At 62.4% G+C, this 24,916-nt stretch carries 28 protein-coding genes, 1 pseudogene and 1 riboswitch; of the genes and pseudogenes, 10 read left to right on the top strand and 19 right to left on the bottom strand.

Annotation, left to right across the window (positions count from 1 at the left end):
• Positions 1-125 precede the first annotated feature (125 nt).
• The 5 genes from moaE to moaA all read right to left on the bottom strand — a co-directional run bounded on the left by moaE (position 126) and on the right by moaA (position 2,847).
• Positions 126-593 (bottom strand): molybdopterin synthase catalytic subunit MoaE, encoded by a 468-nt coding sequence (gene moaE / locus ACORQT_RS06310; RefSeq protein WP_072628147.1) that lies wholly within the window; start codon positions 591-593, stop codon positions 126-128.
• 2 nt (positions 594-595) lie between these two features.
• Positions 596-841 carry a molybdopterin synthase sulfur carrier subunit gene (moaD, locus tag ACORQT_RS06305; protein WP_004939768.1) on the bottom strand — a complete coding sequence of 82 codons (246 nt, stop codon included), beginning with the start codon at positions 839-841 and terminating at the stop codon, positions 596-598.
• On the bottom strand, positions 838-1,317 hold the full coding sequence (gene moaC, locus ACORQT_RS06300; RefSeq protein WP_025301929.1) for a cyclic pyranopterin monophosphate synthase MoaC: 480 nt from the start codon (positions 1,315-1,317) through the stop codon (positions 838-840). The genes moaD and moaC overlap by 4 nt, the downstream gene beginning before the upstream one ends.
• A gap of 3 nt (positions 1,318-1,320) precedes the next feature.
• Positions 1,321-1,836, bottom strand: coding sequence for a molybdenum cofactor biosynthesis protein B (moaB, locus tag ACORQT_RS06295; RefSeq protein ID WP_033642238.1), 516 nt, complete (start codon positions 1,834-1,836; stop codon positions 1,321-1,323).
• Between the two features lie 24 nt (positions 1,837-1,860).
• A complete protein-coding gene (moaA, locus tag ACORQT_RS06290; RefSeq protein ID WP_016928681.1) occupies positions 1,861-2,847 on the bottom strand; it encodes a GTP 3',8-cyclase MoaA in 987 nt (328 codons plus the stop codon).
• Positions 2,834-2,978: riboswitch (molybdenum cofactor riboswitch) on the bottom strand. It overlaps the preceding gene by 14 nt.
• Positions 2,979-3,314: 336 nt before the next feature.
• Here moaA and yvcK point away from each other — a divergent pair.
• Positions 3,315-4,232 carry a uridine diphosphate-N-acetylglucosamine-binding protein YvcK gene (yvcK, locus tag ACORQT_RS06285; RefSeq protein ID WP_033642237.1) on the top strand — a complete coding sequence of 306 codons (918 nt, stop codon included), beginning with the start codon at positions 3,315-3,317 and terminating at the stop codon, positions 4,230-4,232.
• 6 nt (positions 4,233-4,238) lie between these two features.
• Here yvcK and ACORQT_RS06280 read toward each other — a convergent pair whose 3' ends face one another.
• The 3 genes from ACORQT_RS06280 to ACORQT_RS06270 all read right to left on the bottom strand — a co-directional run bounded on the left by ACORQT_RS06280 (position 4,239) and on the right by ACORQT_RS06270 (position 7,278).
• Entirely contained in the window at positions 4,239-4,505 is a 267-nt protein-coding gene (locus tag ACORQT_RS06280; RefSeq protein WP_004939783.1) for a VF530 family protein, read from the bottom strand.
• Positions 4,506-4,605: 100 nt separating this feature from the next.
• The gene (gene uvrB, locus ACORQT_RS06275) at positions 4,606-6,618 is read right to left on the bottom strand and encodes an excinuclease ABC subunit UvrB (RefSeq protein WP_033642236.1); all 2,013 of its coding nucleotides are present in this window, start codon (positions 6,616-6,618) and stop codon (positions 4,606-4,608) included.
• A gap of 531 nt (positions 6,619-7,149) precedes the next feature.
• Positions 7,150-7,278 (bottom strand): hypothetical protein, encoded by a 129-nt coding sequence (locus ACORQT_RS06270; protein ID WP_255326645.1) that lies wholly within the window; start codon positions 7,276-7,278, stop codon positions 7,150-7,152.
• A 453-nt stretch (positions 7,279-7,731) separates the two neighbouring features.
• Here ACORQT_RS06270 and ACORQT_RS06265 point away from each other — a divergent pair, with 453 nt between their 5' ends.
• Positions 7,732-8,454 carry an ATP-binding cassette domain-containing protein gene (locus ACORQT_RS06265; RefSeq protein WP_033652359.1) on the top strand — a complete coding sequence of 241 codons (723 nt, stop codon included), beginning with the start codon at positions 7,732-7,734 and terminating at the stop codon, positions 8,452-8,454.
• 24 nt (positions 8,455-8,478) lie between these two features.
• On the opposite strand, the gene bioD is transcribed toward ACORQT_RS06265, so the two are convergent.
• The 4 genes from bioD to bioB are packed head-to-tail and all read right to left on the bottom strand — an operon-like array spanning position 8,479 to position 12,085.
• A complete protein-coding gene (gene bioD / locus ACORQT_RS06260) occupies positions 8,479-9,153 on the bottom strand; it encodes a dethiobiotin synthase (protein ID WP_089191315.1) in 675 nt (224 codons plus the stop codon).
• Positions 9,146-9,913 (bottom strand): malonyl-ACP O-methyltransferase BioC, encoded by a 768-nt coding sequence (gene bioC / locus ACORQT_RS06255; RefSeq protein ID WP_047025676.1) that lies wholly within the window; start codon positions 9,911-9,913, stop codon positions 9,146-9,148. Before bioC ends, bioD begins: the two co-directional genes overlap by 8 nt.
• The gene (gene bioF, locus ACORQT_RS06250) at positions 9,897-11,048 is read right to left on the bottom strand and encodes an 8-amino-7-oxononanoate synthase (RefSeq protein ID WP_197801185.1); all 1,152 of its coding nucleotides are present in this window, start codon (positions 11,046-11,048) and stop codon (positions 9,897-9,899) included. Before bioF ends, bioC begins: the two co-directional genes overlap by 17 nt.
• Positions 11,048-12,085 (bottom strand): biotin synthase BioB, encoded by a 1,038-nt coding sequence (gene bioB, locus ACORQT_RS06245; protein WP_033652413.1) that lies wholly within the window; start codon positions 12,083-12,085, stop codon positions 11,048-11,050. The genes bioF and bioB overlap by 1 nt, the downstream gene beginning before the upstream one ends.
• Positions 12,086-12,173: 88 nt before the next feature.
• Between bioB and bioA the strand changes: the two genes are divergently transcribed.
• Positions 12,174-13,448 (top strand): adenosylmethionine--8-amino-7-oxononanoate transaminase, encoded by a 1,275-nt coding sequence (gene bioA, locus ACORQT_RS06240; protein WP_444859339.1) that lies wholly within the window; start codon positions 12,174-12,176, stop codon positions 13,446-13,448.
• Between the two features lie 4 nt (positions 13,449-13,452).
• Here the strand turns inward: bioA and ACORQT_RS06235 are convergent, their stop codons facing one another.
• Entirely contained in the window at positions 13,453-13,854 is a 402-nt protein-coding gene (locus ACORQT_RS06235; RefSeq protein ID WP_025301916.1) for a YkvA family protein, read from the bottom strand.
• A 2-nt stretch (positions 13,855-13,856) separates the two neighbouring features.
• Complete coding sequence (locus tag ACORQT_RS06230; protein WP_025301915.1) at positions 13,857-14,132, bottom strand: metal/formaldehyde-sensitive transcriptional repressor; 276 nt, start codon at positions 14,130-14,132, stop codon at positions 13,857-13,859.
• A gap of 78 nt (positions 14,133-14,210) precedes the next feature.
• Here ACORQT_RS06230 and dmeF point away from each other — a divergent pair, with 78 nt between their 5' ends.
• Together dmeF and ACORQT_RS06220 are read left to right on the top strand one after the other, a co-directional pair.
• Positions 14,211-15,179, top strand: a complete 969-nt coding sequence (gene dmeF / locus ACORQT_RS06225) for a CDF family Co(II)/Ni(II) efflux transporter DmeF (protein WP_072628154.1) — start codon at positions 14,211-14,213, stop codon at positions 15,177-15,179.
• Positions 15,180-15,211: 32 nt separating this feature from the next.
• Positions 15,212-15,694, top strand: a complete 483-nt coding sequence (locus ACORQT_RS06220) for a kinase inhibitor (RefSeq protein WP_072628155.1) — start codon at positions 15,212-15,214, stop codon at positions 15,692-15,694.
• A gap of 64 nt (positions 15,695-15,758) precedes the next feature.
• Here ACORQT_RS06220 and pgl read toward each other — a convergent pair whose 3' ends face one another.
• Positions 15,759-16,754, bottom strand: coding sequence for a 6-phosphogluconolactonase (gene pgl, locus ACORQT_RS06215; RefSeq protein WP_033652352.1), 996 nt, complete (start codon positions 16,752-16,754; stop codon positions 15,759-15,761).
• A gap of 178 nt (positions 16,755-16,932) precedes the next feature.
• On the opposite strand from pgl, the gene ACORQT_RS06210 reads away from it, so the two are divergent.
• Positions 16,933-17,751 (top strand): pyridoxal phosphatase, encoded by an 819-nt coding sequence (locus tag ACORQT_RS06210; protein WP_042785658.1) that lies wholly within the window; start codon positions 16,933-16,935, stop codon positions 17,749-17,751.
• 31 nt (positions 17,752-17,782) lie between these two features.
• On the opposite strand, the gene modC is transcribed toward ACORQT_RS06210, so the two are convergent.
• From modC to ACORQT_RS06190, 4 genes are all read right to left on the bottom strand, one after another.
• Positions 17,783-18,850, bottom strand: a complete 1,068-nt coding sequence (gene modC / locus ACORQT_RS06205; protein ID WP_164057433.1) for a molybdenum ABC transporter ATP-binding protein ModC — start codon at positions 18,848-18,850, stop codon at positions 17,783-17,785.
• Entirely contained in the window at positions 18,851-19,540 is a 690-nt protein-coding gene (gene modB, locus ACORQT_RS06200) for a molybdate ABC transporter permease subunit (protein ID WP_033642225.1), read from the bottom strand.
• On the bottom strand, positions 19,537-20,310 hold the full coding sequence (modA, locus tag ACORQT_RS06195) for a molybdate ABC transporter substrate-binding protein (protein ID WP_042783875.1): 774 nt from the start codon (positions 20,308-20,310) through the stop codon (positions 19,537-19,539). Before modA ends, modB begins: the two co-directional genes overlap by 4 nt.
• Positions 20,311-20,468: 158 nt before the next feature.
• A complete protein-coding gene (locus ACORQT_RS06190; protein ID WP_004939813.1) occupies positions 20,469-20,618 on the bottom strand; it encodes an AcrZ family multidrug efflux pump-associated protein in 150 nt (49 codons plus the stop codon).
• Between the two features lie 193 nt (positions 20,619-20,811).
• Here ACORQT_RS06190 and modE point away from each other — a divergent pair, with 193 nt between their 5' ends.
• The 4 genes and pseudogenes from modE (at position 20,812) to ACORQT_RS06170 (ending at position 24,834) form a co-directional block, all read left to right on the top strand.
• The gene (modE, locus tag ACORQT_RS06185) at positions 20,812-21,603 is read left to right on the top strand and encodes a molybdenum-dependent transcriptional regulator (RefSeq protein WP_103101847.1); all 792 of its coding nucleotides are present in this window, start codon (positions 20,812-20,814) and stop codon (positions 21,601-21,603) included.
• Between the two features lie 90 nt (positions 21,604-21,693).
• A pseudogene (modF, locus tag ACORQT_RS06180) lies at positions 21,694-23,182 on the top strand (molybdate ABC transporter ATP-binding protein ModF).
• A 95-nt stretch (positions 23,183-23,277) separates the two neighbouring features.
• The gene (locus ACORQT_RS06175; protein ID WP_033642216.1) at positions 23,278-23,850 is read left to right on the top strand and encodes a cysteine hydrolase family protein; all 573 of its coding nucleotides are present in this window, start codon (positions 23,278-23,280) and stop codon (positions 23,848-23,850) included.
• Positions 23,851-24,015: 165 nt separating this feature from the next.
• Positions 24,016-24,834, top strand: coding sequence for a CPBP family intramembrane glutamic endopeptidase (locus ACORQT_RS06170; RefSeq protein ID WP_033652347.1), 819 nt, complete (start codon positions 24,016-24,018; stop codon positions 24,832-24,834).
• The last annotated feature ends 82 nt before the right edge of the window (positions 24,835-24,916 follow it).

Below are 24,916 nucleotides of genomic sequence, written 5' to 3'. Positions count from 1 at the left end.
TTACCTTTTGCGTTGTAAACAAGATTCCGAAGCCCCGTAAACGGGGCTTCGCCTGCTATAAGCGTACCACAGAATAGGCCGCGCGAAAGCGGCAAAGGTCTTGATTTGTTTCCGCTGTTGAGGCGTTATTTAGCCGCGTCATGCCAGCGCTGCGCGGCCTGACGATCGCTGTCGCGAGCGTCCACCCAACGATCGCCCTGGCCGGTCGCTTCGCGCTTCCAGAACGGCGCGCGGGTCTTCAGGTAGTCCATGATGAACTCGCTGGCGGCGAACGCCATGCCGCGGTGCGCGCCGGTCACGCCGACGAACACGATCTCGTCGCCGGGATACAGCGCGCCGACGCGGTGGATCACCGTCACGCGCTCCAGCGGCCAACGGCTGCGCGCCTCGGCCACGATCTCCGCCAGCGCCTTCTCGGTCATGCCGGGGTAGTGTTCCAGCGTCAGCGCGCTGACGTCGTCCCCGAGGTTATGGTTGCGCACCTTGCCGGTGAAGGTCACCACCGCGCCGTCGGCGTCGCACTGCGCCAGCCACTGATACTCGTCGCCGACGTTGAACGGCGCTTCGCCCACGCGAATGCGGGTGTTTTCCATGCTTACCCCCCGGTAACCGGCGGGAAGAAGGCCACTTCATCGCCGGCGCGCAGCGGGTGATCCGCCGCCACCAGCGACTGATTGACCGCCGCCAGCAGTTTGCCGGACTCCAGCGCCAGCGCCCAGCGATCGCCGCGCGCGCACAGCGCCTGGCGCAGCGCCTCGACGGTCGGGTAATCCGCCGGCATCGACAGCGCGCCGGTGCCCACCAGTTCGCGCACCTGCGCGAAGAAAAGAATATCGATCATGCGTTCACCTTAAAATCGCCGGATTTGCCGCCGCTTTTCGCCAGCAGGCGCACCGGGCCGATCACCATGTCTTTCTGTACCGCTTTGCACATGTCATAGATGGTCAATGCCGCCACCGAGGCGGCGGTCAGCGCTTCCATCTCGACGCCGGTTTTGCCGGTCAGCCGGCAGCAGGTTTCAATACGCACCCGGCTGTGCTCCGTTTGCGCCTCCAGCTGCACTTCGACCTTGCTCAACATCAGCGGGTGGCACAGCGGGATCAGTTCCCAGGTGCGTTTGGCCGCCTGAATGCCGGCGATGCGCGCCGTGGCGAACACGTCGCCCTTGTGATGGCTGCCGTCGACGATCATCGCCAGCGTGGCGGGCAACATGTCGACGAAGGCTTCGGCGCGCGCCTCGCGCACCGTTTCGGCCTTGGCGGAAACGTCGACCATATGGGCTTCGCCGGCGGCGTTAATGTGGGTTAGCTGTGTCATGACTCAGGGCTTCTTCAAATGGGGCTGGAAGTTGCACGGGCGATGGCGCGCGTCCAACTGCTCTTCGATAATCCGCTCCCAGGCGGTGCGGCAGGCGCGGGTGGAGCCCGGCATGGCGAAAATCACCGTGCGGTTGGCCAGGCCGGCCAGCGCGCGCGACTGGATCGTCGCGGTGCCGATCTCTTCGTACGACACCATGCGGAACAGTTCGCCGAACCCTTCCACCTCTCTGTCAAACAGCGGCAACAGCGCTTCCGGCGTGTTGTCGCGCGCGGTAAAACCGGTGCCGCCGGTGATCAGCACCGCCTGCACGTTGTCATCGGCGATCCACGCGGAAACCCGTGCGCGGATCTGGTAAATGTCATCTTTGACGATGGCGCGATCCACCACCTGATGGCCGGCTTCCTGCGCCGCTTCCTGCAGATATTGGCCGGAGGTGTCTTCCGCCGCGCCGCGGCTGTCGGACACGGTCAGGATGGCGATATGCGCCGGAATAAACTCGCTGCTCGCATGGCTCATGGTTCAATAAGCTCCTATTGGCTGTCAGCCGCCGATAAACGACAGGTTCTGGGTGATCCCACTGTTACCCTGATGCAGGAAATGGGTCTGCTTCTTGCTCAGCAGCCCGCTCTGAATGCGCGCCTTCAGCGCGTCGAGCTGGCCGTCGTCCGCCAGCAGATCGCGCAGGGGCACCCCCTGCTCGCCGAACAGGCACAGATGCAGATTGCCGATGGAAGAAACGCGCAGCCGGTTGCAGCTGGCGCAGAAGTCTTTTTCATACGGCATGATAAGACCCACCTCACCCTGGTAGTCCGGATGGCTGAACACCTGCGCCGGGCCGTCGCTGCGGCCGCGCGCCTGGCGCTGCCAACCCTGCTGCTCCAGCTGCAGGCGAATCACTTCGCCGGAAACGTGGTGTTTGCGAAACAGTTCGCCCCCCTCGCCGGTTTCCATCAGTTCGATAAAGCGCAGCTGGATCGGCCGATCCTTGATCCAGGCGAGAAACGCGCCGAGTTGCTGGTGATTGACGTCGCGCATCAGCACGGCGTTGACCTTGACCTTGCTGAAACCGGCGCTGAAGGCGGCGTCGATGCCGTCCATCACCTGGCGGAACTTGTCCTGACCGGTAATGGCGTGAAACTGGCGGGGATCCAGACTGTCGATGCTGACGTTGATCGCCGTCAGACCGGCGTCACGCCAGGCGGCGACGTCGCGCGCCAGACGGTAGCCGTTGGTGGTGACCGCCAGCGTGCGGATGGCCGGATTTTCCCGCACGGCGGCGATGATCTCGGTAAAGTCGCGGCGCAGCGAAGGCTCGCCGCCGGTCAGACGCACCTTTTCGGTGCCCAGTTCGGCGAACGCGCGGCTGACGCGGCGGATTTCATCCAGCGACAGGAAGCTTTTCGGGCTGCCGCTCGGCTTGTAGCCGTCGGGCAGACAGTAGGTGCAACGAAAGTTGCACACGTCGGTGATCGACAAGCGCAGGTAATAGAACTTGCGCTCATAAGCATCAATGAGTTGCGGTACCATAACACCTTTCCAAAGTCGGGAGATGCGAGCGTTTCCCCTCTGCACCCTGGTGGCTGACTTCGCCACGGCCCAGGCGCCATATCGTTCCGGATGAACAACGTAGGCGCAGGGGCTAGGAGTTTGATTTCTCTTCCCGCTACCTTGAGTAGCCGGAATGAAACCGTGGTTTTCTGCAGAATTCTAGCGCTAATCGGCAACGATAGCCAACGCGTTAATTCGCTATATAACTGTATATACAGCGCTTTTAGACGCCGCGTAATCGGGTAAACCATGATAAACATCGCTTACGAGGGCGAATTGACCAGAATCACGCAAATGGCACTCTTTATCCCCTAAATAATGGGCGTCGCCTCCCGACGGCAAGCGCGTTCACCCCAGAGGCAACGTCAAGGATAACGGGTATATCGCGTTTTTACGCCGGATCCGCTACCTTATGCGGGCAGTTCAGCCCCTTTGTAAGGAAATTTATGCGTAATCGTACCCTGGCCGATCTCGACCGCGTGGTGGCGTTGGGCGGCGGACACGGCCTGGGCCGTGTGATGTCGGCCCTGTCGTCCTTAGGCTCCCGCCTGACCGGCATCGTTACCACCACCGACAACGGCGGTTCCACCGGCCGCATCCGCCGTTCGGAAGGCGGCATTGCCTGGGGCGATACCCGCAACTGTCTCAACCAGCTGATCACCGAGCCGAGCGTCGCCTCGGCGATGTTCGAATACCGCTTCAGCGGCAACGGCGAACTGGCCGGCCATAACCTCGGCAACCTGATGTTGAAAGCGCTGGATCACTTGAGCGTGCGCCCGCTGGAAGCGATCAACCTGGTGCGCAGCCTGTTGAAGGTGGACGCGGCGTTGATTCCGATGTCGGAACAGCCGGTGGATTTGATGGCGCACGATCACGAAGGCAACCATGTTTACGGTGAAGTGAATGTTGACCAACTGACTCATATGCCGCAGGAGCTGATGCTGTCTCCCCCGGTCAACGCCACGCGCGAAGCGCTGGACGCCATCGCGCAGGCCGACGTGATCCTGATTGGGCCGGGCAGTTTTCTCACCAGCCTGATGCCGCTGCTGCTGCTCGACGATCTCACCCAGGCGCTGCGCCGCAGCAGCGCCAGCATGATCTATATCGGCAACCTCGGCCGCGAGCTGAGCGTGGCCGCCGCGGCGCTGTCGTTAAAGGATAAGCTGACGCTGATGGAAGAGAAGATCGGCCGCCGGATGATCGATGCGCTGATCGTCGGCCCGGCGGTGGACGCCAGTGAAGTGCAGGATCGGGTGGTGATTCAGCAACCGCTGGAAGCGAGCGACATCCCTTATCGCCACGATCGCCAGCTGCTGCGCCAGGCGCTGGATCAAGCGCTGGTGGAGCTGGCCGACCGCCGCTGACCGAATTTAACCGTCTCGCCCGCGCAGCCAGGGATTATCGCTGGCTGGGGCGGGATGGCTGACCATATCGATATACAGATCTTCCACCTCTTTACGCGCCCAGGGCGTGCGACGCAAAAATTTCAGACTGGACTTGATGCTCGGATCGCTGCGGAAGCAGTTGATGCGAATGCGCGCACCCAGCTCGGACCAACCGTAGTGATCCACCAGTTTATTCAGCAGTTGCTCCAGCGTCACGCCGTGCAGCGGGTCTTTAGACTGGTGTTGGCTCATGTTCGGTACTCTTCGTGGTCAAATCGGGCCGCACACCATAACAGCTTTGACGCGGCCGACAAGGAATTTTGACGCCCACAGCGCGGGCGCCGTCCAACGGTCAGGAAATCGCGATGAACTGCTCGCGCAGCTGGTGGATCTCGTCGCGCAGCGCAGCCGCCTGCTCGAACTCCAGATTTTGCGCATGGGTATACATCTGCGCTTCCAGATCGCGGATTTTCTGATCCAGCGCTTTCGGCGTGAGGTTCTGCAGCTGAGCGCCGCTGTCCGCCGCCTTGCCCCTGCCTTTACCCTTGGCGCGGTTGACCGGCTGGCCAATCTGCAGAATGTCGCCGATCTTCTTGTTCAGCCCCTGCGGCACGATGCCGTTGGCTTCGTTGTAAGCCTGCTGCTTGGCGCGCCGCCGCTCGGTTTCACCGATCGCTTTGGCCATCGAATCGGTGATGCGATCGCCATACAGGATCGCCTTGCCGTTCAGGTTACGCGCCGCGCGGCCGATGGTCTGGATCAGCGAACGTTCGGAACGCAGGAAACCTTCCTTGTCGGCGTCCAGAATCGCCACCAGCGACACCTCAGGCATGTCGAGCCCCTCACGCAGCAGGTTGATGCCCACCAGCACGTCAAACTCGCCCAGACGCAGGTCACGAATGATTTCGACGCGTTCCACGGTGTCGATATCCGAGTGCAGGTAGCGCACGCGCTCGCCATGCTCTTCCAGGTATTCGGTCAGGTCTTCCGCCATGCGTTTGGTCAGGGTGGTCACCAGCACGCGCTCGTTGATCGCCGCACGCTTGCGGATCTCGGAGAGCAAATCGTCCACCTGAGTGGCGACCGGCCGCACTTCCACGATCGGATCCAGCAGCCCGGTCGGGCGCACCACCTGGTCGATCAGATCGCCGCCGGATTTCTCCAGCTCATATTTGCCCGGCGTGGCGGAGACATAGATGGTCTGCGGCGCCAGCGCCTCGAACTCCTCGAAGCGCAGCGGGCGGTTGTCCAGCGCCGACGGCAGGCGGAAACCGTACTCCACCAGCGTTTCCTTGCGCGCGCGGTCGCCCTTGAACATCGCGCCGATTTGCGGAATGGTGACGTGGGATTCGTCGACCACCAGCAGGCCGTCCGCCGGCAGGTAATCGAACAGCGTCGGCGGCGGCTCGCCCTCGGCGCGCCCGGAAAGGTAGCGCGAGTAGTTTTCGATGCCCGAGCAGTAACCCAGCTCGTTCATCATCTCCAGATCGAACTGGGTGCGCTGCGTCAGGCGCTGCTCTTCCAGCAGCTTGTTGTTGGCCAACAGCACCTTGCGGCGGTCCGCCAGATCGACCTTGATCTCTTCCATCGCCTGAATGATCCGCTCGCGCGGCGTCACGTAGTGCGACTTCGGGTAGATGGTAAAACGCGGCACCACCTGCTCAATCTGCCCGGTCAGCGGATCGAACAGCGACAGCCGCTCCACTTCGTCGTCGAACAGCTCGACGCGCAGCGCCAGCTCGTCCGACTCCGCCGGGAAGATGTCGATCACCTCGCCGCGCACGCGGAAGGTGGCGCGCTGGAAAGCCTGATCGTTGCGGGAATACTGCAGCTCCGCCAGCCGGCGCAAAATGGAGCGCTGATCGATGATCATGCCCTTGGTCAGATGCAGCATCATCTTCAGGTAAAGATCCGGATCGCCCAGGCCGTAGATCGCCGACACCGACGCCACCACCACCACGTCGCGCCGCTCGAGCAGCGCCTTGGTGGCGGAAAGGCGCATCTGCTCGATGTGCTCATTCACCGAAGCGTCTTTTTCAATGAAGGTGTCGGAGCTGGGCACGTAGGCTTCCGGCTGGTAGTAGTCGTAGTAAGAGACGAAGTACTCCACCGCATTCTCCGGGAAAAACTCTTTCATCTCGCCGTACAGCTGCGCCGCCAACGTCTTGTTCGGCGCCAGCACCATGGTCGGCCGATTCAGATCGGCTATCACGTTGGCGATGGTGAACGTTTTTCCCGAGCCGGTTACCCCCAGCAGCGTCTGGTGCGCCAGGCCGTCTTCCAACCCCTCTTCCAGTTTGCGGATGGCTTCCGGCTGATCGCCGGCCGGTTTGAAATCAGAATGCAGTTTGAAAAGTTTACTCATTGCTCGGCTACCCTGTGGAGATGCGCGCGCTCAGGCGGCCAGCCGGCTCTGCGCCGGACGTGGCCCCTAATTATGGAAAGTGTCGGCGATTTGCGCCAGTGCCCATGATACTGGATATAAAACCAGCTTCAAGCGGATTCGTCGCTGCGCCCGGCAGCGCGGCAACGCCGTTGCACCGTGAGGTTACAGCGGGGTGACATTTTTATTGTCAATAACAGATTTATCCCCAGAACTTGCCGAAAATTAACTTATTGATAGCACCGCGGCGAAAAATCACACATAGAAACCCGATCAATGCTCTGGCGTCTTGATTTTAGTTAATTTATTGATAATTAATAGTTTTAATAAAAAGACGAGATTGCGGACAAAGCGAACAGAACCCGCGTCGGCTCTCGCTTTACAGCGTTTTTCTAAATCTAATGCACAAGGTTATCCACAGGAATAGTGGATAACTCTCACCGCCCCGCCCGTGGCGGGAGTTAGAGAAAGAAAGCTTTTCGCCCTTTACACTCGCCAAAATGGCTTTTTTAGTTATTTTTTCATAAAAATATCGCTTTGTTTATGCCGATTAATACTAAAAATCCCCATTGCCAAAATCGCATTGCCCCCTTTCACGCCGATCGCGCTTGACGGCGGCGCAACGCCTTGCACCACGCCCACGCCGGAGAGCACCACAAGAGTGCAAAAAACGTCCGGGTTAACTTCCCGGCGTATTTTCAGGCCGCCGCGGCAGAGCGCGTCGGGCCTGACAGGCGGTTAACAAAGCGATAACACTCCCTCTTTTCGGCCAGTGGCAAAACTGGCCTGGGAGTTGCTTTATCTTCCCGCGTGCGAACGAGGCGCGACAGCATAATGCGCTGCCGAATGCGGCGTGCAACCGCCGCCTGGCTATGCCTCGTAAAAGCGCGAGAACGACACCAAGTCGTCATAAACGTCGTTTTTCACGACATATTGACTGTCTTTCCGTCCACCGCAGACATTGCTCAGGTGAATCGGAGGGACGGCATTTTGTTCCGGACATTGCCACACTCGGGAAATCAACCGCCAATGCGGCCTTTGCAGCACCCCACCAACGAGTGGAACGGGCGCCTATGTCTATGAGGAGAATGCCACATGCTGAGTCTGAGATCGGTCAATCAATTTTACGGGCAAAATCATACCCTGTGGGACATCAACCTGGAGCTGCCGCGCGGCCAGTGCACCGTGCTGCTCGGGCGCAACGGCGTGGGCAAGACCACGCTGGTCAACTGCATCATGGGGCATTTGCCGGTGGTGAGCGGCAGCATGACCTGGCAGCCGGCGGATCAGCCGCCGCAAAACCTGCTGCTGCAACCGATGGAGCGCCGCGCCGCACTCGGCATCAGCCACGTCCCGCAAGGGCGGCAACTCTTCTCGCAGCTGAGCGTGGAAGAGAATCTGCAAGTAGCGCAGATGGCCGTGCGCGGCGCCCCTTACCGCATTCCGCCGCTGATCTACAGCCTGTTTCCCAATTTGCGCCAGATGCGCACCCGCCGCGCCGGCGATCTGTGCGAAGGCGCTCAGCGCCAGTTGGCGATTGGTCGTGCTCTGGCGCAGGAGCCGGCGCTGCTGATCCTCGACGAACCGACAACGGGCGTACCGCCCTCGATCGCCGCCGACATCGGCAACGTGATCCGCAGGCTCAACTATGAGTTGGGCATGACCATTTTGCTGGTAGAGCATCAGCTGCCGTTCGTGCGCCGGGTGGCGGATCGTTTTTGTCTGCTCGATAGCGGGCGCACCGTGGCGCACGGCGCGCTGGCGCAGCTGGATGAGGCGCTGATCGGCGCCGGGCTGGCGGGATCGGAAGGAGAATGAGGGAGAGGCCCCCCTCATGGGAATTTATAGCAGGCTGATATCCAGATACTGCCCCAGCGGCGCCCGTTCGGCCTGCGGCAGGTGCGGGATTTCGCCCAGCAGCGGCGCGGGCAGCATACGGCGCAGCGTAGCCAGGTATTCCTGATGCCGCCGCCCCGGCGGCGCCACGTCGTTGGCGATCCAACCGGCCAGCGTCAGCCCGGCCTGTTGCACCGCCTGGGCCGTCAGCACCGCGTGGTTGATGCAGCCCAGCTTGATGCCCACCACCAGGATCACCGGCAGTTGCTCTTGCCGCACCCAGTCGGCGAAGGTGTACTCCGCCGACAACGGGGTAAACCACCCGCCGGCCCCCTCGACCAGCACCCAATCGGCGCGCTGCTCCAGCCGGCGCAGGCCGTCGGACAGCCGCGCCGCGTCGATCGGCCGGCCTTCATCGGCGCTGACGATATGCGGCGAGGTCGGTTCGGCAAATACGTAAGGGTTCACTTCGTCGTAATCCAGCGCCACGCCGCTGTTGGCCTGCAGCGCCAGCGCGTCGCCGTTGCGCAGCCCCTCGGCGGTCATCTCGCTGCCGGAGGCCACCGGCTTATAGCCGGCGCTGCGGTAGCCCGCCCGGTTGGCGGCCTGCAGCAAGGCGCTGCTGGCGACGGTTTTCCCCACTTCGGTGTCGGTGCCGGTCACGAACCAACGTTTACTCACGATAAATCACTCCATAAGCCAGATGATAGCTGAGCGGGAACTGCCCCTGCCGACACGGGTAAGCCGCCTGCAGCGCGGCGAGGCGGCCGCGCGACATCAGGCCGCCCTCGCGCCCCTGATGCAAATGCGTCGCCCCGATGCCCTTGAGCGAACGCATCAGCGTCATCACGTCCGGGTAGTTCAGGATACGCAACTCCGTCACCAGTTCGTGTCGATAGGCGGCGCAGGCGGTGCGGATCTGCGTCAACGGCAAAAAGGCGTTCACGTGACGTTCGCCGTCCACCTGTTGCCAGGCGTCCCCCAATTCCTGCAGCGAGCCCGCCGCCAGCGTGGAAAACAGGATCACGCCGCCGGGACGGGTCACGCGATACAGCTCTGCCAGCGCGGCAGGCAGATCGCTGCACCACTGCACCACCAGGCTGCTGAAACAGATGTCCATCGCCGCATCGGGCAGCGGCACCTGTTCGATATCGCCCAGCAGATAATGATGCGCCGCCTGCCGTTGGCGGGCGACGTCCAGCATGCCCGGCGCCAAATCGAGCGCGGTCACCCGTTTGCCGCGCTCACGCCACATACGGCTGAAATAGCCGGTGCCGCAGCCGGCGTCCAGCAGCTGTTCGCCCGAGTGGGAACTCCCCATCCCCAGTAAGCGCTCGCCAACGTCACGCTGCAGCTCGGCGGCGGCGTCGTAGCTGCCGGCCGCGCGGCTGAAGGCCGAGGCGACCGCCTGTTTGTTCACTGTGTCATTGGCTGACGTCATTCAGCACCTCCAGCAGGCGATCGATATCCTGCGGCTGATGCGCCGCCGTCAGGGTAATGCGCAGCCGCGCGCCGCCCGGCGGCACCGTCGGTGGGCGGATGGCGCTCACCCACAGGCCGCACTCGCGCAGGCGGGTCGCCAGATCGAGCGCGCGCTGATTATCCCCCACCAGCAGCGGCTGGATGGCGGTGTCGGAATCCGTCAGGGTCAGCGCCAACGGCGCCGCGCCCTGGCGGAAACGCCGGATGTTGTCCTGCAGCCGGGCGCGCAGATCATCGCCCTCTCGAATACGGGCCAGCGCCGCCTGCAGCGCGCAGGCCTGCGCCGGCGGCATCGCGGTGCTGTAGATCAGATGGCGGGCGAACTGCAGCAGATACTCGGCGGTCGCCTCATCGCACAGCACCGCCGCGCCGCTGACGCCGAACGCCTTGCCGAAGGTCGCCACCAGCAGTTCAGGGCGCACGCCCTGCTGCCAGCAGCTGCCGCGGCCTTGTTCGCCGCGCACGCCGATGCCGTGGGCGTCGTCCACCATAAGCCAGGCGCCCGCCGCACGGGTTAAGCGATGCAGCTCTGCCAACGGCGCGCCGTCGCCATCCATGCTGAACACCCCTTCGGTGACCGCCAGCCGCTGCCCGTCGCAGGGTTTGGCCAGCAGATCCGCCAAGGCCTGCGGTTGATTATGCTGGAACCGGCGCAGCTCGGCCGGCGACTGCGCCGCCGCCTCCAGCAGCGAGGCGTGGCTGAGACGATCGGCCAAAATGCGGTCGCCCTTTTGCATCAACGCCGCCAGCACCGCCTGGTTGGCGGCGTAGCCGGAGATGAACAGCAGCGCGCGCGGATAGCCGAGCCAAGCCGCCAGTTGCTCTTCCAGCGCCTGATGCGCTGCGCTAAAACCGGTCACGTGGCCCGAACCGCCGCTGCCGACGCCGTAACGCTGCGCGCCCTGCTGCCAGGCGGCGATCACCCGCGCATCCTGGCTCAAGCCCAGGTAGTCGTTGCCCGAGAAGTTCAGATAGAGACGATCGCCGAGCCGGATCTGGCGGCCGTTGCCGCCCTCGGTGGTCTGTCGCCGGCGGTAGGCGGCGTTCAGGCGCCGCTCAGCCAGCGCCTGCTCGATGCGTTGCTGCCAGCTCATCACGGCGCCGCGTTGTAAAACTCGGCGGTATCGGCGTTCAGCAGTTGCTTGGCCAGCACCTGCTGTTGCTGGTTGTCGCCGTGTTCGGTTGCGGTCTGCTGCGGGTTGAGCCCCAGCTTGCGGAACAGCTGCAGGTCTTTGTCTTCTTCCGGATTCGGCGTGGTCAGCAGCTTGCAACCGTAGAAGATCGAGTTGGCGCCGGCCATGAAGCACATCGCCTGCGTCTGTTCGTTCATCTGTTCGCGGCCTGCGGAGAGACGGACATAAGAAGATGGCATCATGATGCGCGCCACCGCGATGGTGCGGATGAAATCAAACGGATCGACGTCATCGTTATCCGCCAGCGGCGTGCCTTTCACCTTCACCAACATGTTGATCGGCACGCTCTCCGGTGGTTTTGGCAGGTTGGCCAGCTGCACCAGCAACCCGGCGCGATCGCGCACCGTTTCACCCAGCCCGACGATGCCGCCGGAGCACACTTTGATGCCGGCGTCGCGCACCTTGTCGAGCGTATCCAGGCGCTCCTGGTAGCTGCGGGTGGTGATGATGTTGCCGTAGAACTCCGGCGAGGTGTCGAGGTTATGGTTGTAGTAATCCAGCCCGGCCTCCGCCAGCCGCTCGGCCTGGGTGCCATCCAATGTGCCCAGCGTCATGCAGGTTTCCATGCCCATCGCTTTCACGCCCTGCACCATTTGCTGCAGATAAGGCATATCGCGCTCGTGCGGGTTCTTCCACGCCGCGCCCATGCAAAAACGGGTCGAACCGTTCGCCTTGGCCTTGCGCGCCGATTCCAGCACCTGCTCGACCTGCATCAGCCGCTCCGACTCCAGGCCGGTCTTGTAGCGTGAGCTCTGCGGGCAGTATTTGCAGTCTTCCGGGCAAGCGCCGGTCTTGATCGACAGCAGCGTGCTGACCTGCACCTGACGCGGGTCGAAGTGCTGGCGGTGTACGGTTTGCGCTTCGAACAGCAGTTCCAGCAGCGGTTTATCAAACAGGGCCTGGGCTTGCCCTACTGTCCAGTGAATGCGGTCGGCCATCATGGCGTCTCCAAAACGAAAAAGTGTCGCCAGTTTAAATATTGTGGATATACTGTCAACCAATCTTAATCCAATTTGGTTTACAACAATGTCTGTCACCGCTTCCGACCTGGCGTTTGACCAACGCCATATCTGGCACCCCTACACCTCCATGAGCCGCCCGTTACCCTGTTACCCGATCGAATCGGCCAGCGGCGTCGAACTGCAGCTGGCGGACGGCCGGAGTCTGGTGGACGGCATGTCCTCCTGGTGGGCGGCGATCCACGGTTACAACCATCCGCGCCTGAATCAGGCCGCCAGCCAGCAGTTGGAGAAGATGTCGCACGTGATGTTCGGCGGCATTACCCATCCGGCCGCCATCTCGTTGTGCCGTCGGCTGGTGGAAATGACGCCGGAAGCACTGCAGTGCGTGTTCCTGGCGGACTCTGGTTCGGTGGCGGTAGAAGTGTCGCTGAAAATGGCGCTGCAGTACTGGCAGGCGCGCGGCGAGCGCCGGCAGCGCATCCTGACGCTGCGCCACGGCTATCACGGCGATACCTTCGGCGCGATGTCGGTCTGCGATCCGGACAATTCGATGCACAGCCTTTATCAGGGGTATTTGGCGCCGCACCTGTTCGCCACCGCGCCGCAGTGCCGCTTCGACGAGGACTGGCGTGAAGAGGATATCGCGCCGTTCACCGCGCTGCTGGACCAGCACGCCGGTGAAGTGGCGGCGGTGATCCTGGAACCGGTGGTGCAAGGCGCCGGCGGCATGCGCATCTACCATCCGACCTATCTCAAGCGGGTGCGCGAGCTGTGCGATCGCCATCAGGTGCTGCTGATCGCCGACGAGATCGCCACCGGTTTCGGCCGCACCGGCAAGCTGTTCGCCTGCGAGCACGCGCAGGTGGTGCCGGACATTCTCTGTCTGGGCAAGGCGCTGACCGGCGGCTATATGACCCTTTCCGCCACCTTGACTACCCGCCATGTGGCGGAGACCATCAGCAACGGCGCGGCCGGCTGCTTTATGCACGGGCCGACCTTTATGGGCAATCCGCTGGCTTGCGCCGTGGCGGGCGCCAGTCTGGCGCTGCTGGCGGAAAATCGCTGGCAGGCGCAGGTGAGCGCCATCGAAACCCAGTTGAAGCGGGAACTGTTGCCGTTGGCGGCGCTGCCGAAAGTGGCCGACGTGCGGGTGCTGGGCGCGATTGGGGTGGTGGAGATGCACGAACCGGTGGATGTCGCCGAGCTGCAGCGCGGGTTCGTCGAGCGCGGGGTATGGATCCGGCCGTTCGGCAAGCTGATTTACCTGATGCCGCCTTACATCATCGAAGCGGACCAGCTCAGCCGCCTGACCGCCGCCGTCGCCGCCGCCGCGCGTTAATGCCTTACCAATGCTGGTCCAGATAGCGGGCCAGCAATCCCAAACACAGCAGCCACAGTAAAATGATCATCGCCGCCGCCATGCGGCCGGTGGGATTATCGACGCGCTTTTGCGCCTTCTCGCGCAGCTCGGCCATCAGCGGTTTGGGGATCAGCCGCACCGCCAACATGATGCCCAACGGCACGATGATCACATCGTCCAGATAGCCCAGCACCGGAATAAAATCCGGGATCAGATCGATCGGTGAGATCGCATAGCCGGCCACCAGCAGCGCGATCAGCTTGGCGTACCACGGGGTGCGCTTATCACGGGCGGCCAGCCACAGCGCGTAGATATCGCGCTTGATGCCTTTGGCCCAACGGCGCAGCCAGCCGAACCACGGCGTGCGTTTTTTCAGTGAAATCATGATTACTTCATATAAGAACGTAAAACGGTCATCAATTGCTCGATGTCCTGCTCGCGCTGCTGCGGCGTAGCGTCCGCGGCAGCCAGATGTTCGCGCACATGCCCTTCCAGCACCTGCGCCATCAGGCCGTTGACCGCACCGCGCACCGCCGCGATCTGCTGCAGAACAGCCGAACATTCGCCGCCGCTCTCCAGCGCGCGTTCCAGCGCTTCGGCCTGCCCTTTAATGCGGCGCACCCGCGCCAACAGCTTCTTTTGATCTCTGTGGGTATGGCTCATCATTTCCGCCTGATTGTTATTTACTATACTGGGGTATAGTATATTTCAGCACACTATCTTTTGCTGAGGAACTTCACCATGACGTCTCACGCGCCCGTTTTGCACCGCGAGCACAGCCACGTTTTTGACGATGGTAACCCATTGGCCGAAAGAAACACCAGATGGGCGGTGATACTCACCGCCAGTATGATGGCTATCGAGATCGCCGGCGGCTGGCTGTTTAACTCGATGGCGCTGCTGGCCGACGGCTGGCACATGAGTTCGCACGCGCTGGCCCTGGGCCTGTCGGTGCTGGCTTACGGCGCCGCACGCCGGCTGGCCAAGGATCGCCGCTTTAGCCTCGGCACCTGGAAGATCGAAGTGCTGGCCGGTTACACCAGCGCGGTGTTGTTGGTGCTGGTGGCGGCGCTGATGCTGTTTCAGTCTGGGCAGCGGCTGCTGAATCCCAGCCCGATTCATTACAACGAAGCCATCGCCATCGGCGCGATCGGGCTGGCCGTCAACCTGCTCTGCGCCTGGCTGTTGCGCGGTGGCGGCCACCATCATCATCACGGGGATGACCACGACGACACTCATCATGACCTCAACCTGCGTTCCGCCTATGTTCACGTGCTCGCCGACGCCGCCACCTCGGTGCTGGCGCTCGTCGCGCTGTTCGGCGGCAAGCTTTGGGGCGCCGCCTGGCTCGATCCGCTGATGGGCATCGTCGGCGCGGCGATGGTGGCCGCCTGGGCCTATAGCCTGATGCGCGATAGCGGAAAGATTTTGCTGGATGCCGAAATGGACGCCCCGGTGGCGCAAGAGATCCGCCAGGCCCTGGCCGCTTCCGGCCACGCGCTCACGCTGACCGATTTGCATGTAGGCCGCATCGGCAAAGGAAAATATCATTGTGTCCTCGCCCTGAGCAGCGCCGATCGCGCCCTCACCGCCGATCGGGTGCGCCAACTGTTGGCCGCGCATCCCGAACTGGTGCATGTCACCGTCGAGATCAACCGTCCGCCGCTGGCGCAAGGGGTTGTATTGTTCCACCGAAAAGATCTAGCTTAAGGGTCCGCGTTTATCGACAACTGGGAGTCATTATGGCTTTTCGTTTGTACAGCAACGATCTGCAGGACGGCGGCACAATGCCGCAGACGCAGGTCTTCAACGGCATGGGCTACCGCGGCGATAACCTGTCGCCGCACCTGGCCTGGGACGGCGTGCCCGCCGGCACCAAAAGCTTCGTCATCACCCTGTACGATCCCGATGCCCCGACCGGCTCCGGCTGGTGGCACTGGGTGGTGGCCAATATTCCGGCCGACGTGCGCGAGCTGCCGCAGGGCGCAGGCTCCGGCAAAGCGCCGCTGCCGAGCGCCGCGCTGCAAACCCGTACCGACTTCGGCTCGGCCGGTTACGGCGGCGCCGCGCCGCCGAATGGCGAACGCCACCGCTATCAGTTCACCGTGCATGCGCTGGACGTGGAAAGCATTGAGGTGGATGAAGGTTCCAGCGGCGCGTTGGTGGGCTTTAACGTGCATTTCCACAGCCTCGGCAGCGCCACGCTGACGGTGATGTTCAACTGATTGATCTCCGCCCATAAAAAAGCGCGGCTCAACCGAACCGCGCTTTTCTACTCTGCCCGCCGAATTACTTCGCCAGCACGCTTACCCACATCGGGCCTTTGCCCACCGGATAACGCGCCAACATAGTCAGCTGACCGCTGGCCTGATCAATTTCATGCACCGCGATGTGATCGGACTTCTGGCCGGACGAAATCACGAAGCGGCCGCTGTGATCGATATTGAAACCGCGCGGTTGCGCTTCGGTCGGATAATAGCCGACCACGCTCAACGTGCCACCGTCTTCGGAGACGCTGAAGAGGGTCAGAATGCTGGCGGTGCGATCGCTGGTGTACAGGAAGCGGCCGTTCGGCGTGATATGAATGTCCGCCGCCCAGCGGGTGCCGTCGAAATCGTCCGGCATGATATCCAGCGTTTGCGTCACGGTGTATTTGCCGCCGTTTTCCGAAATGGCCAGCACGTCCACCGTGCCGTTCAGCTCGTTGACGCAATAAGCGAACTTGTCGTTGTGGTGGAACGCCATATGGCGCGGACCGGCGCCGGCGGCGATATCCACCGCGTCCTGCGCGTGCGGCGTCAGCTGGCCCGCCAGGCTCAGGTTGAACAGACGGATGCGGTCTTCTTTCAGACACGGCACCAGCACCAGCTGGTTGGTCGGATCGATGTTGGCGGAGTGCGGCGCGCTCAGGCCGTCGATCTGTTGGATCGGCGCCGTGACCACGCCGTCGTGGCCGATCGGGCTGATGCTGGCGCAGTTGCCGCTGTAGGAAGCGGAGAACAGGTAACGCCCCTGCAAATCGGTGGAGATATGGGTCGGGCTGCCCGGCAGCGGCGCCATGCCGGCCTGCTGCAGCGTGCCGTCCGCCTCGATGCGGTAGCTGACGATGCCGAACGCCGGACGCACGCCGACGTACAGGTGAGTCTTGTCCGGATGAAGGGTCATCGGCTGCACCTGGCCCGGCACGTCAACGGTTTGCAGCAGCGTCAGCGCGCCGGCGTCGTCCAACTGCCAGACGTGGATCTGCTGGCTCTCCGGGCTGGCGACATAAACGATTTGCTTCATGTGTTCTCCTTGCAAAGGGTAAAAGAGGAACCGGTTTCAGGCCGTTCGATTGTCCCTAGCTTACCGCACATCCGTCGCATGGCAACCCTGCTTAGCACCGGAAGCTCACGCGGTTTTCTCCATTGGCTATCCGGTGTACCATCGGATTAATTTTATGGCTAACGATAACGAGAACCCTATGAGCTACCGCGTCATCGCCCTCGATCTTGACGGCACCCTGCTGGACAATCAAAAACGCATCTTACCGCAGTCGCTGGAAGCGCTGGCGCAGGCGCGCGCCGCCGGCGTCCAGGTGGTGGTGGTCACCGGCCGCCATCACGTCGCCATCCATCCGTTCTACCAGGCGCTGCAGATTGACACCCCGGCCATCTGTTGCAACGGCACTTACCTGTATGATTTTCAGCAGAAAAAGGTGCTGGCCGCCGATCCCTTGGCGAAGGAGCAGGCCAAACAGGTGCTGCGGATGCTCAAACAGACCGACATTCACGGGCTGATGTACGTTGACGACGCCATGCTGTATCAGGAACCGAGCGGCCACGTGACTCGCTCGCTGGCCTGGGCCGAAACCCTGCCTGCGGCGCAGCGCCCGACGCTGCTGCAGGTCGGCAGCCTGGCGCAGGCGGCCGACGACGCGCAGGCGATCTGGAAATTCGCCACCTCGCACGCCGATATTCCGGCGCTGCGCAAGTTTGCCGACACGGTGGAAAAAGAGCTGGGGTTGGCGTGCGAATGGTCCTGGCACGATCAGGTGGATATCGCCAAAGGCGGCAACAGCAAAGGCAAGCGCCTGCGCCAATGGGTGGAATCGCAGGGACTGAGCATGGATCAGGTGGTGGCGTTCGGCGACAACTACAATGATATCAGCATGCTGGAAGCGGTCGGTTTGGGCGTGGCGATGGGCAACGCCGATGACGCGATCAAGGAACGCGCCGATCTGGTGATCGCCGATAACCTGCAGCCGGGCATCGCCGAGGTGATCCGCACCCGCGTACTCTAGTCTTTTCGCCCTCCCGCCGGGAGGGCCCGCCTTAACGGCTCTCGCGGCTGATCGACACGCTCTTCACCTGCGCGTACAGCCACTGCCCGGGGCGGATCGCCAGTTCGTCTCGCGCCCAAGGCGTGATGCGCGCCCACAGCACGTGTTCCCCGACCGCCAGCTTCACTTCCACCTGCCCGCCCACGTCCAGACACTCGCTGACCTTGGCCGGCAACACGTTGCGAATGCTGCTGTTGACCGGCGGCTGCAGCACCAGCGAGACGTCGGCGGCATTGATGCGAATGCGCAGCTGAGTGCCCAACTCGGCGTCGATGCCGCTGACCCACAGCCGCTGATCGCCGAGCGCCAGCGCGGTCATGGCATAACGTTGATGATGCTCAATCACGCTGACGCGCAGCACGCTGCTCTGATCTTCACGTTGCAGCCACGGCCGCAGCGCGCTGCTGGCCCAGACGGCTTCCAGCCCGCCGAACGCGCGCACCTCGCCGCGATCCAGCACCAACACCTGCTCGGCCAGGCGCAGGATCTCGTCCAGGCTGTGGCTGACATAGAGGATGGGGATGTTCACGTCCTGCGCCAACCGCTCCAGATACGGCAGCAGCTCGCGTTTGCGCGGCAGATCGAGCGAGGCCAGCGGTTCGTCCATCAGCAGCAGTTCCGGCGCCGTCAGCAGCGCGCGGCCGATCGCCACCCGCTGTTTTTCACCGCCGGAGAGCGTCAGGGGCAGCCGACTAAGCAGCGGCCCGATGCCCAGCAGCTCGACGATGGTGTTGAACTGCGCACGCATGCCGGCCGCCATGCCGTACTGCAGGTTGCCGCGCACCCGATAGTGCGGGAACAGGCGCGCTTCCTGAAACACATAGCCGATACGGCGCTTTTCCGGCGGCAGGCAGAGGCCCGCGGCGGTATCCACCAGCGTGCGGCCATTGAGCGCGATGCGCCCCTGCTGCAAACGGGTCAGGCCGCCGATGGCGTTGATCAATGAAGTTTTGCCCGCGCCGGACAGGCCGAAAATCGCGGTGATGCCCTGCGCCGGCAAATCGGCGCGGACGTTGAGATTGAGGTCGCCCAGCTGCTGCGAGAAATCCAGCTCCAGCATTTACACCCCCATCCGTTTGCGGCCCCAGCGGGCCAGCCATTCGGACACCATCAGCGAAGCCAGCGACAGCACGATGGCGATCACGCACAGACGCGCGGCGGCGGCCTCCGCCCCCGGCGTTTCAATCAGCGTATACATCGCCAGCGGAATGGTGCGGGTTTCACCGGGAATGTTGGAGACGAAGGTGATGGTGGCGCCAAACTCCCCCAGCGAACGGGCGAAGGCCAGCACCACGCCGACAATGACGCCGGGCAGCGACAGCGGCAGCGTGATGGTGAAAAATACTCGCCACGGATTGGCGCCCAGCGTGCGCGCCGCCTGTTCCAGCCGGGTATCCACTGCCTCCAGCGCCAGCCGAATGGCGCGCACCATCAGCGGAAACGCCACCACCGCCGACGCCAGCGCGGCGCCGCGCCAGCTAAAGCTGAAGCTGAAGCCGAACCAATCGTACAGCCGCTCGCCGATGACGCCGCGCCGCCCCATGGCGATCAGCAGCAAATAACCGACCACCACCGGCGGCAGCACCAGCGGCAGGTGAATGACGCCATCGAGCAGCGCCTTGCCGGGAAAACGGCAGCGCACCAGCACCCAGGCCATCAGAATGCCGAACGGCAGGCTGCAGACTACCGCCAAACCGGAAACTTTCAGGCTAAGCTCAACCGCCTGCCACTCGTACTCGCTCAGAATCATTTACGCGGGGTGAATCCATAATGTTCGAAAATAGCGGCCGCTTCCGGGCTCTTCAAATAGGTATAGAAAGCGCTGACCGTCGGATTTTGACGATCTTTCACAATCGCCATCGGATATTCAACCGGTTTGTGGCTGTCTTCCGGGAACACGCCCACCACTTTCACCTTGTCGCTGGCGACCGCGTCGGAACCGTAGACGATGCCGAGCGGCGCTTCACCGCGCTCCACCAACGCCATCGCGCTGCGTACATTGTTGGCGCGCGCCAGTTTAGGCTCCAGCGCGCGCCAGGCGCCCAGATGCTCCAGCGCCTCTTTGGCGTAGATGCCGGCCGGCACGTGATCCGGATCGCCCACCGCCAGGCGGCCGCCGTTCAGCAGTTTGGCCCAATCGGTCTGCTTGTCGATGGCGATCTTGTCTTGTTTATCGTTCTTGGCGGCGATCAGCACCAGTTCGTTGCCCAGCAGCGTATAGCGGGTGTCTTTCACCATCTGCTGCTTGTCGATGGCGTAATCCATCCACTGTTGATCGGCGGAGATAAACAGATCGGCCGGGGCGCCCTGCTCAATTTGGCGCGCCAGCGTCGAGGACGACGCGAAGGAGGAAACCACCTGCACGTCCTTGCCTTTTTGATACTGGGTGGCGATGTCCTGCAGCGCGTTGGTCAGCGACGCGGCGGCGAACACGGTGATCTTTTCCGCTGCCGAGGCCTGAGCCACCAGGCTTGATGCCAACACGATCCCGCCAACCCATTTGGTCCATTGCTGTTTCATTGTTTTTCTCCGCAAGTTAACGTGCATTATCACTCTTCGTTATATAAAAAATAATATAACGTTGCGCGAAAGCTTGTCATGCGGTTTATCGGCAAAGCGTGAGATAACTTGAGGAATGCCCGCCGGGCGATGCCGACGGGTATCGGGATGGGGAACGGTCAGTGCTGGGTGCGGTTTTCTTTCGAACGGCCCACTTTGGAGAAGACGTTGAACACTTCGCCAAAACCGTAGATCAAGCCGAGAATGAGCGCCATGACCACCGGCACCATCACCACGGCGAATAACAGACTTTTCAATAATTCCAACATGATAGCCTCGCTTAACTGCCCATTGAGCGGCAAATGCCTTTCACCGCATATCAGGTTATTCTAACCCAAAAAATCGCTAAAACCGGAGTTATTTTAGCCAGCGAGGCGAAATTGTGATCGGCCAAACGTGCCCTTTGGCGCTTTGCCGCCAAATCGGCGACAATACGATTTTTGCCGCCGACAGGATGCGCTTATGCAGGCCGAAATTCTTCTGACTCTCAAACTCCAGCAAAAGCTGTTCGCCGATCCGCGCCGCATCGCGCTGCTGAAACAGGTGCAGCACACCGGCTCCATCAGCCAGGGCGCCAAACTGGCGGGCATCAGCTACAAAAGCGCCTGGGACGCCATCAATGAGATGAACCAACTGGCGGAACAAACGGTGGTGGAACGCGCCACCGGCGGCAAAGGCGGCGGCGGCGCGCATTTGACGCACTACGGCCAACGGCTGATCCAGCTGTACGATCTGCTGGGCCAGGTGCAGCAAAAAGCCTTCGACGTGCTGCAGCAGGACGATCTGCCGCTCGACAGCCTGCTGGCGGCCATCTCGCGCTTCTCGCTGCAAACCAGCGCGCGCAATCAGTTTTTCGGCACCGTGATCGAACGCGACCACCAGCAGGTACAGCAGCATCTGGCGATCCTGCTGAACGACGGCAGCACTCGCCTGACGGCGGCCATTACCCAGCAAAGCGCCGATCGGCTGCAGCTGACGCCCGGCAAAGAGGTGCTGGCGCTGATCAAGGCGCCCTGGGTGCGTCTGAGCGTCGATGCGGCCGATAACGCCGACGCGGAGAATGCGCTGGCGGGCGTGGTGGCCGGCATTCAGCCGGGCGCCGAACACAGCGAGGTGCTGGTGACGCTGGCGGGCGGCGAAACCCTGTGCGCCACCCTGACGACGGCGGAGCTGCAGCGCCTGCAACTGAGCGTCGGCGACGCCGTACACGCCCTGTTCAACGCCGATCGGGTGATTGTCGCCACGTTGTGTTAAGCGCAACGTGATGTTGCGTTTTTGTTGATTGACATCACCCTGCAATGCGCCTATTTCTAAGGCAAATAATTGCAAAAAAAGGAACAGGTGATGTCGTCGTTGCACATTTCGCAAGGTTCATTCCGCTTGAGCGATACCCGCACCCTGACGCTGGAAGCGCTGGCGATCCAGGCCGGTGAAAGCTGGGCCTTCGTCGGCGCCAACGGCAGCGGCAAATCCGCCCTGGCGCGCGCGCTGGCCGACGAACTGGTTCTGCTGCGCGGCGAACGCCGCAGCGACTTTCAGCATGCGGTGCGCATCTCCTTCGAACAGTTGCAAAAGATGGTCAGCGACGAGTGGCAACGCAACAATACCGATCTGCTCAGCGCGGACGAAGACGACACCGGCCGTACCGCGGCGGAGATCATTCAGGAAGAGGTGAAAGACGCCGCGCGCTGTGAGCGACTGGCCGCGCAGTTCGGCATTACCGCCCTGCTGACGCGCCGCTTCAAATACCTGTCTACCGGCGAAACGCGCAAAACCCTGCTGTGCCGCGCGCTGATGCCGCAGCCCGACCTGCTGATCCTCGATGAACCTTTCGACGGGCTGGACGTGCACTCGCGCGCGCAGCTCGCCGCGCTGCTGAGCGAGCTTTCCGCCCAGGGGCAGACCGTGGTGCTGGTGCTCAACCGTTTCGACGAAATACCGGATTTTGTCCGGCAGGTGGGCGTGCTGGCGGACTGCACCCTGACCAACCGCGGGCCGCGCAGCCAGGTGATGGCGGACGCGCTGGTGGCGCAGCTGGCGCACAGCGAAAACCTCAGCGGGCTGGCGCTGCCGGAAACGGAGGATCCGACGCAAAAAGAGGTCCTGCCGGCGGATCGTCCGCTGATCGTCCTGCGTGACGGCGTGGTCAGCTATAACGATCGGCCGATCCTCAATCATCTCGACTGGCAGGTTAACCCTGGTGAACACTGGCAGATCGTCGGCCCAAACGGCGCCGGCAAATCCACCCTGCTCAGTTTGATCACCGGCGATCACCCGCAGGGCTACAGCAACGATCTGACGCTGTTCGGCCGCCGCCGCGGCAGCGGGGGAAACCATCTGGGAAATCAAACGCCATATCGGCTACGTCAGCAGCAGCCTGCATCTGGATTATCGCGTCAACACCAGCGTGCGCAACGTGGTGCTGTCGGGGTTCTTCGATTCGATCGGCATTTATCAGGCGGTCTCGGATCGCCAGCGGCAACTGACCGAGCAATGGCTGGCGCTGCTCGGGCTCGACGGCGCGCGCGGTGACGCCCCGTTCCACAGCCTTTCCTGGGGCCAACAGCGATTGGCGCTGATCGCCCGCGCGCTGGTGAAGCACCCGGCGCTGCTGATCCTCGACGAGCCGCTGCAAGGGTTGGATCCGCTCAATCGCCAGCTGGTGCGCCGCTTCATCGACGTGCTGATCGGCCAGGGCGCCACGCAGTTGCTGTTCGTTTCGCACCATGCCGAAGATGCGCCGCAGTGCATCACCCACCGCCTCAGCTTCGTGCCCGACGGCGAGGGCGGCTACGGCTATCAACACCAGCGGCTGGAGGCAGCCTCCGTCTGAAACGCGGCGTAAACATATCCGGCAACACTTCACCGCAGCACATCACATTTGGCCTTTTATCATAGAAAGAAAGAAGGCCATTTTCTGGAGACGCCATGTCCGCTGCGTTGATTATCATCGACCTGATCGAGGATCTTATCGGGCCCAAAGGCCGCGCCAACCACTGCCGTGAACAGGTGGCGGCGACCCACCTGCTCGCCAACGTCAATGCCGCCGCGGCCTATGCGCGGGTGCGAAAAATCCCGGTAATTTGGGTGCGGGTGGGATTCGCCGACGATTATCATGACATCCCGCCTCACTCGCCGCTGTTCAACCATCTCAAGCAGATCGGCGCGCTGCGGCTAAACGGCCCGGGATGCCGCTGGGTGCCCGAACTGCACCGGGAAGAGACCGATCTGCAGTTTGAAAAAACGGCGGTTAGCGCCTTCTCCGGTAACAATTTGTTAGCCTGGCTGCGGCAACATCGGTGCCACCATTTGCTGCTGGCGGGCATCAGCACGCCGCTCGCCATCGAAAGCACCGCGCGTCAGGCGCACGACGCCGGCTTTCAGGTGACCGTATTGCACGATCTGTGCGCAGCCCCTACGCAGGAGATCCACCAGCAGAGTCTGGATACCCTGCAAAATCTGGCCGAAATCACCCGTTCGCAGGCCTGGATGAGAGGCTAACCCGCATCGCCGCCGGTTGTGTCAGCCGGCATAATGCACGAATGCATCACTGCCCCGACCTTTAGCGTCATTCTGGTGTGCTACTATCCGCTTTAGCGCTCAATTTCGCCATCATCGCACGCCGCAAAGGCGCTGAGCGCCGTGTACATATTTAAGGGATATATTATGTGGGGCGTACTGGCTGCTTCGTTATTTTTCTTGCCGTTTAACCGGCTGATAGCCTGGGTGATCCTGGCCGCCTCGGCGGGCATGGGGCTTTATCATGGGGTGCTGACGCCACTCAGCCTGGGTTGCCTGTTGGCCATCGTGGCGCTGGCGGGTCTACGTCATTATTTTCGCGCGCAACGTAATCTGGCGATCGCGCTCGAAGGGTTGGTGATCGCCGGCTGCGTGGCGCTGTTCTTGCATCTGGTGCCGGGCATCCACAACCAGCTGATGATCGACGGCGAAAAGGCCGGCCCGCTCAGCGCACCGTTCACCATGTATTACAACTTCGACAAGGCGATGGTGCCGTTCCTGCTGTTCGCCTGCTTGCCCACATTGTTTTCCGCCGAACGCGGCGGCAACGGCGGCAAGGCGGGCTGGATTGCGCTGCTGCTGGCCGTGCCGGCGCTGTTGCTGCTGGCGGTAGCGCTGGGCGGCTTAAAAATCGAGCTGCATGCGCCTGCCTGGATCCTGCCCTTCGTCATGGCGAACCTGTTCTTCGTCTGCATGGCCGAAGAAGCGCTGTTTCGCGGCTACCTGCAGCAGCGCCTCAGCCAGTGGCTGGGGGCCTGGCCGGCGCTGATTGTCGCCTCCCTGGTGTTCGGCGCCGCGCATCTGGCGGGCGGTACGCTGATGGTGATCTTCGCGACCCTCGCCGGCGTGATCTACGGCCTGGCGTGGATGTGGAGCGGCCGTCTGTGGGTGCCGATTCTGTTCCATTTCGGACTGAACCTGACCCATCTGCTGTTCTTCACCTACCCGCTGTATCAGCATCCCTAACGTCTGACGCCGGCAGAGAGTGCTTCTCTGCCGGTGGCTGGATGAAAACGCTATCACAAGCGCCTCACCGCCCCGCCATCAA

Source organism: Serratia sp. (in: enterobacteria), from assembly GCF_052400455.1.
Taxonomy (GTDB): Bacteria; Pseudomonadota; Gammaproteobacteria; order Enterobacterales; family Enterobacteriaceae; genus Serratia; species Serratia ureilytica.
The sequence above is the reverse complement of the archived record's forward strand: the minus strand, read 5'-3'. Positions and strand labels throughout refer to the sequence as shown.

Excerpts from the sequence above, each read along its gene's own strand:
- moaD (WP_004939768.1), bottom strand. The coding sequence starts at position 841 with ATGATCGATATTCTTTTCTTCGCGCAGGTGCGCGAACTGGTGGGCACC.
- ACORQT_RS06220 (WP_072628155.1), top strand. The coding sequence starts at position 15,212 with ATGGCTTTTCGTTTGTACAGCAACGATCTGCAGGACGGCGGCACAATG.
- modC (WP_164057433.1), bottom strand. The coding sequence starts at position 18,850 with ATGCTGGAGCTGGATTTCTCGCAGCAGCTGGGCGACCTCAATCTCAAC.
- ACORQT_RS06175 (WP_033642216.1), top strand. The coding sequence starts at position 23,278 with ATGTCCGCTGCGTTGATTATCATCGACCTGATCGAGGATCTTATCGGG.
- modA (WP_042783875.1), bottom strand. The coding sequence starts at position 20,310 with ATGAAACAGCAATGGACCAAATGGGTTGGCGGGATCGTGTTGGCATCA.
- yvcK (WP_033642237.1), top strand. The coding sequence starts at position 3,315 with ATGCGTAATCGTACCCTGGCCGATCTCGACCGCGTGGTGGCGTTGGGC.
- bioA (WP_444859339.1), top strand. The coding sequence starts at position 12,174 with ATGTCTGTCACCGCTTCCGACCTGGCGTTTGACCAACGCCATATCTGG.
- modB (WP_033642225.1), bottom strand. The coding sequence starts at position 19,540 with ATGATTCTGAGCGAGTACGAGTGGCAGGCGGTTGAGCTTAGCCTGAAA.
- dmeF (WP_072628154.1), top strand. The coding sequence starts at position 14,211 with ATGACGTCTCACGCGCCCGTTTTGCACCGCGAGCACAGCCACGTTTTT.
- ACORQT_RS06190 (WP_004939813.1), bottom strand. The coding sequence starts at position 20,618 with ATGTTGGAATTATTGAAAAGTCTGTTATTCGCCGTGGTGATGGTGCCG.
- moaE (WP_072628147.1), bottom strand. The coding sequence starts at position 593 with ATGGAAAACACCCGCATTCGCGTGGGCGAAGCGCCGTTCAACGTCGGC.
- ACORQT_RS06265 (WP_033652359.1), top strand. The coding sequence starts at position 7,732 with ATGCTGAGTCTGAGATCGGTCAATCAATTTTACGGGCAAAATCATACC.
- ACORQT_RS06230 (WP_025301915.1), bottom strand. The coding sequence starts at position 14,132 with ATGAGCCATACCCACAGAGATCAAAAGAAGCTGTTGGCGCGGGTGCGC.
- moaC (WP_025301929.1), bottom strand. The coding sequence starts at position 1,317 with ATGACACAGCTAACCCACATTAACGCCGCCGGCGAAGCCCATATGGTC.
- moaA (WP_016928681.1), bottom strand. The coding sequence starts at position 2,847 with ATGGTACCGCAACTCATTGATGCTTATGAGCGCAAGTTCTATTACCTG.
- bioF (WP_197801185.1), bottom strand. The coding sequence starts at position 11,048 with ATGAGCTGGCAGCAACGCATCGAGCAGGCGCTGGCTGAGCGGCGCCTG.
- bioC (WP_047025676.1), bottom strand. The coding sequence starts at position 9,913 with ATGACGTCAGCCAATGACACAGTGAACAAACAGGCGGTCGCCTCGGCC.
- ACORQT_RS06170 (WP_033652347.1), top strand. The coding sequence starts at position 24,016 with ATGTGGGGCGTACTGGCTGCTTCGTTATTTTTCTTGCCGTTTAACCGG.
- modE (WP_103101847.1), top strand. The coding sequence starts at position 20,812 with ATGCAGGCCGAAATTCTTCTGACTCTCAAACTCCAGCAAAAGCTGTTC.
- ACORQT_RS06280 (WP_004939783.1), bottom strand. The coding sequence starts at position 4,505 with ATGAGCCAACACCAGTCTAAAGACCCGCTGCACGGCGTGACGCTGGAG.
- ACORQT_RS06235 (WP_025301916.1), bottom strand. The coding sequence starts at position 13,854 with ATGATTTCACTGAAAAAACGCACGCCGTGGTTCGGCTGGCTGCGCCGT.
- ACORQT_RS06210 (WP_042785658.1), top strand. The coding sequence starts at position 16,933 with ATGAGCTACCGCGTCATCGCCCTCGATCTTGACGGCACCCTGCTGGAC.
- moaB (WP_033642238.1), bottom strand. The coding sequence starts at position 1,836 with ATGAGCCATGCGAGCAGCGAGTTTATTCCGGCGCATATCGCCATCCTG.
- pgl (WP_033652352.1), bottom strand. The coding sequence starts at position 16,754 with ATGAAGCAAATCGTTTATGTCGCCAGCCCGGAGAGCCAGCAGATCCAC.
- uvrB (WP_033642236.1), bottom strand. The coding sequence starts at position 6,618 with ATGAGTAAACTTTTCAAACTGCATTCTGATTTCAAACCGGCCGGCGAT.
- bioB (WP_033652413.1), bottom strand. The coding sequence starts at position 12,085 with ATGGCCGACCGCATTCACTGGACAGTAGGGCAAGCCCAGGCCCTGTTT.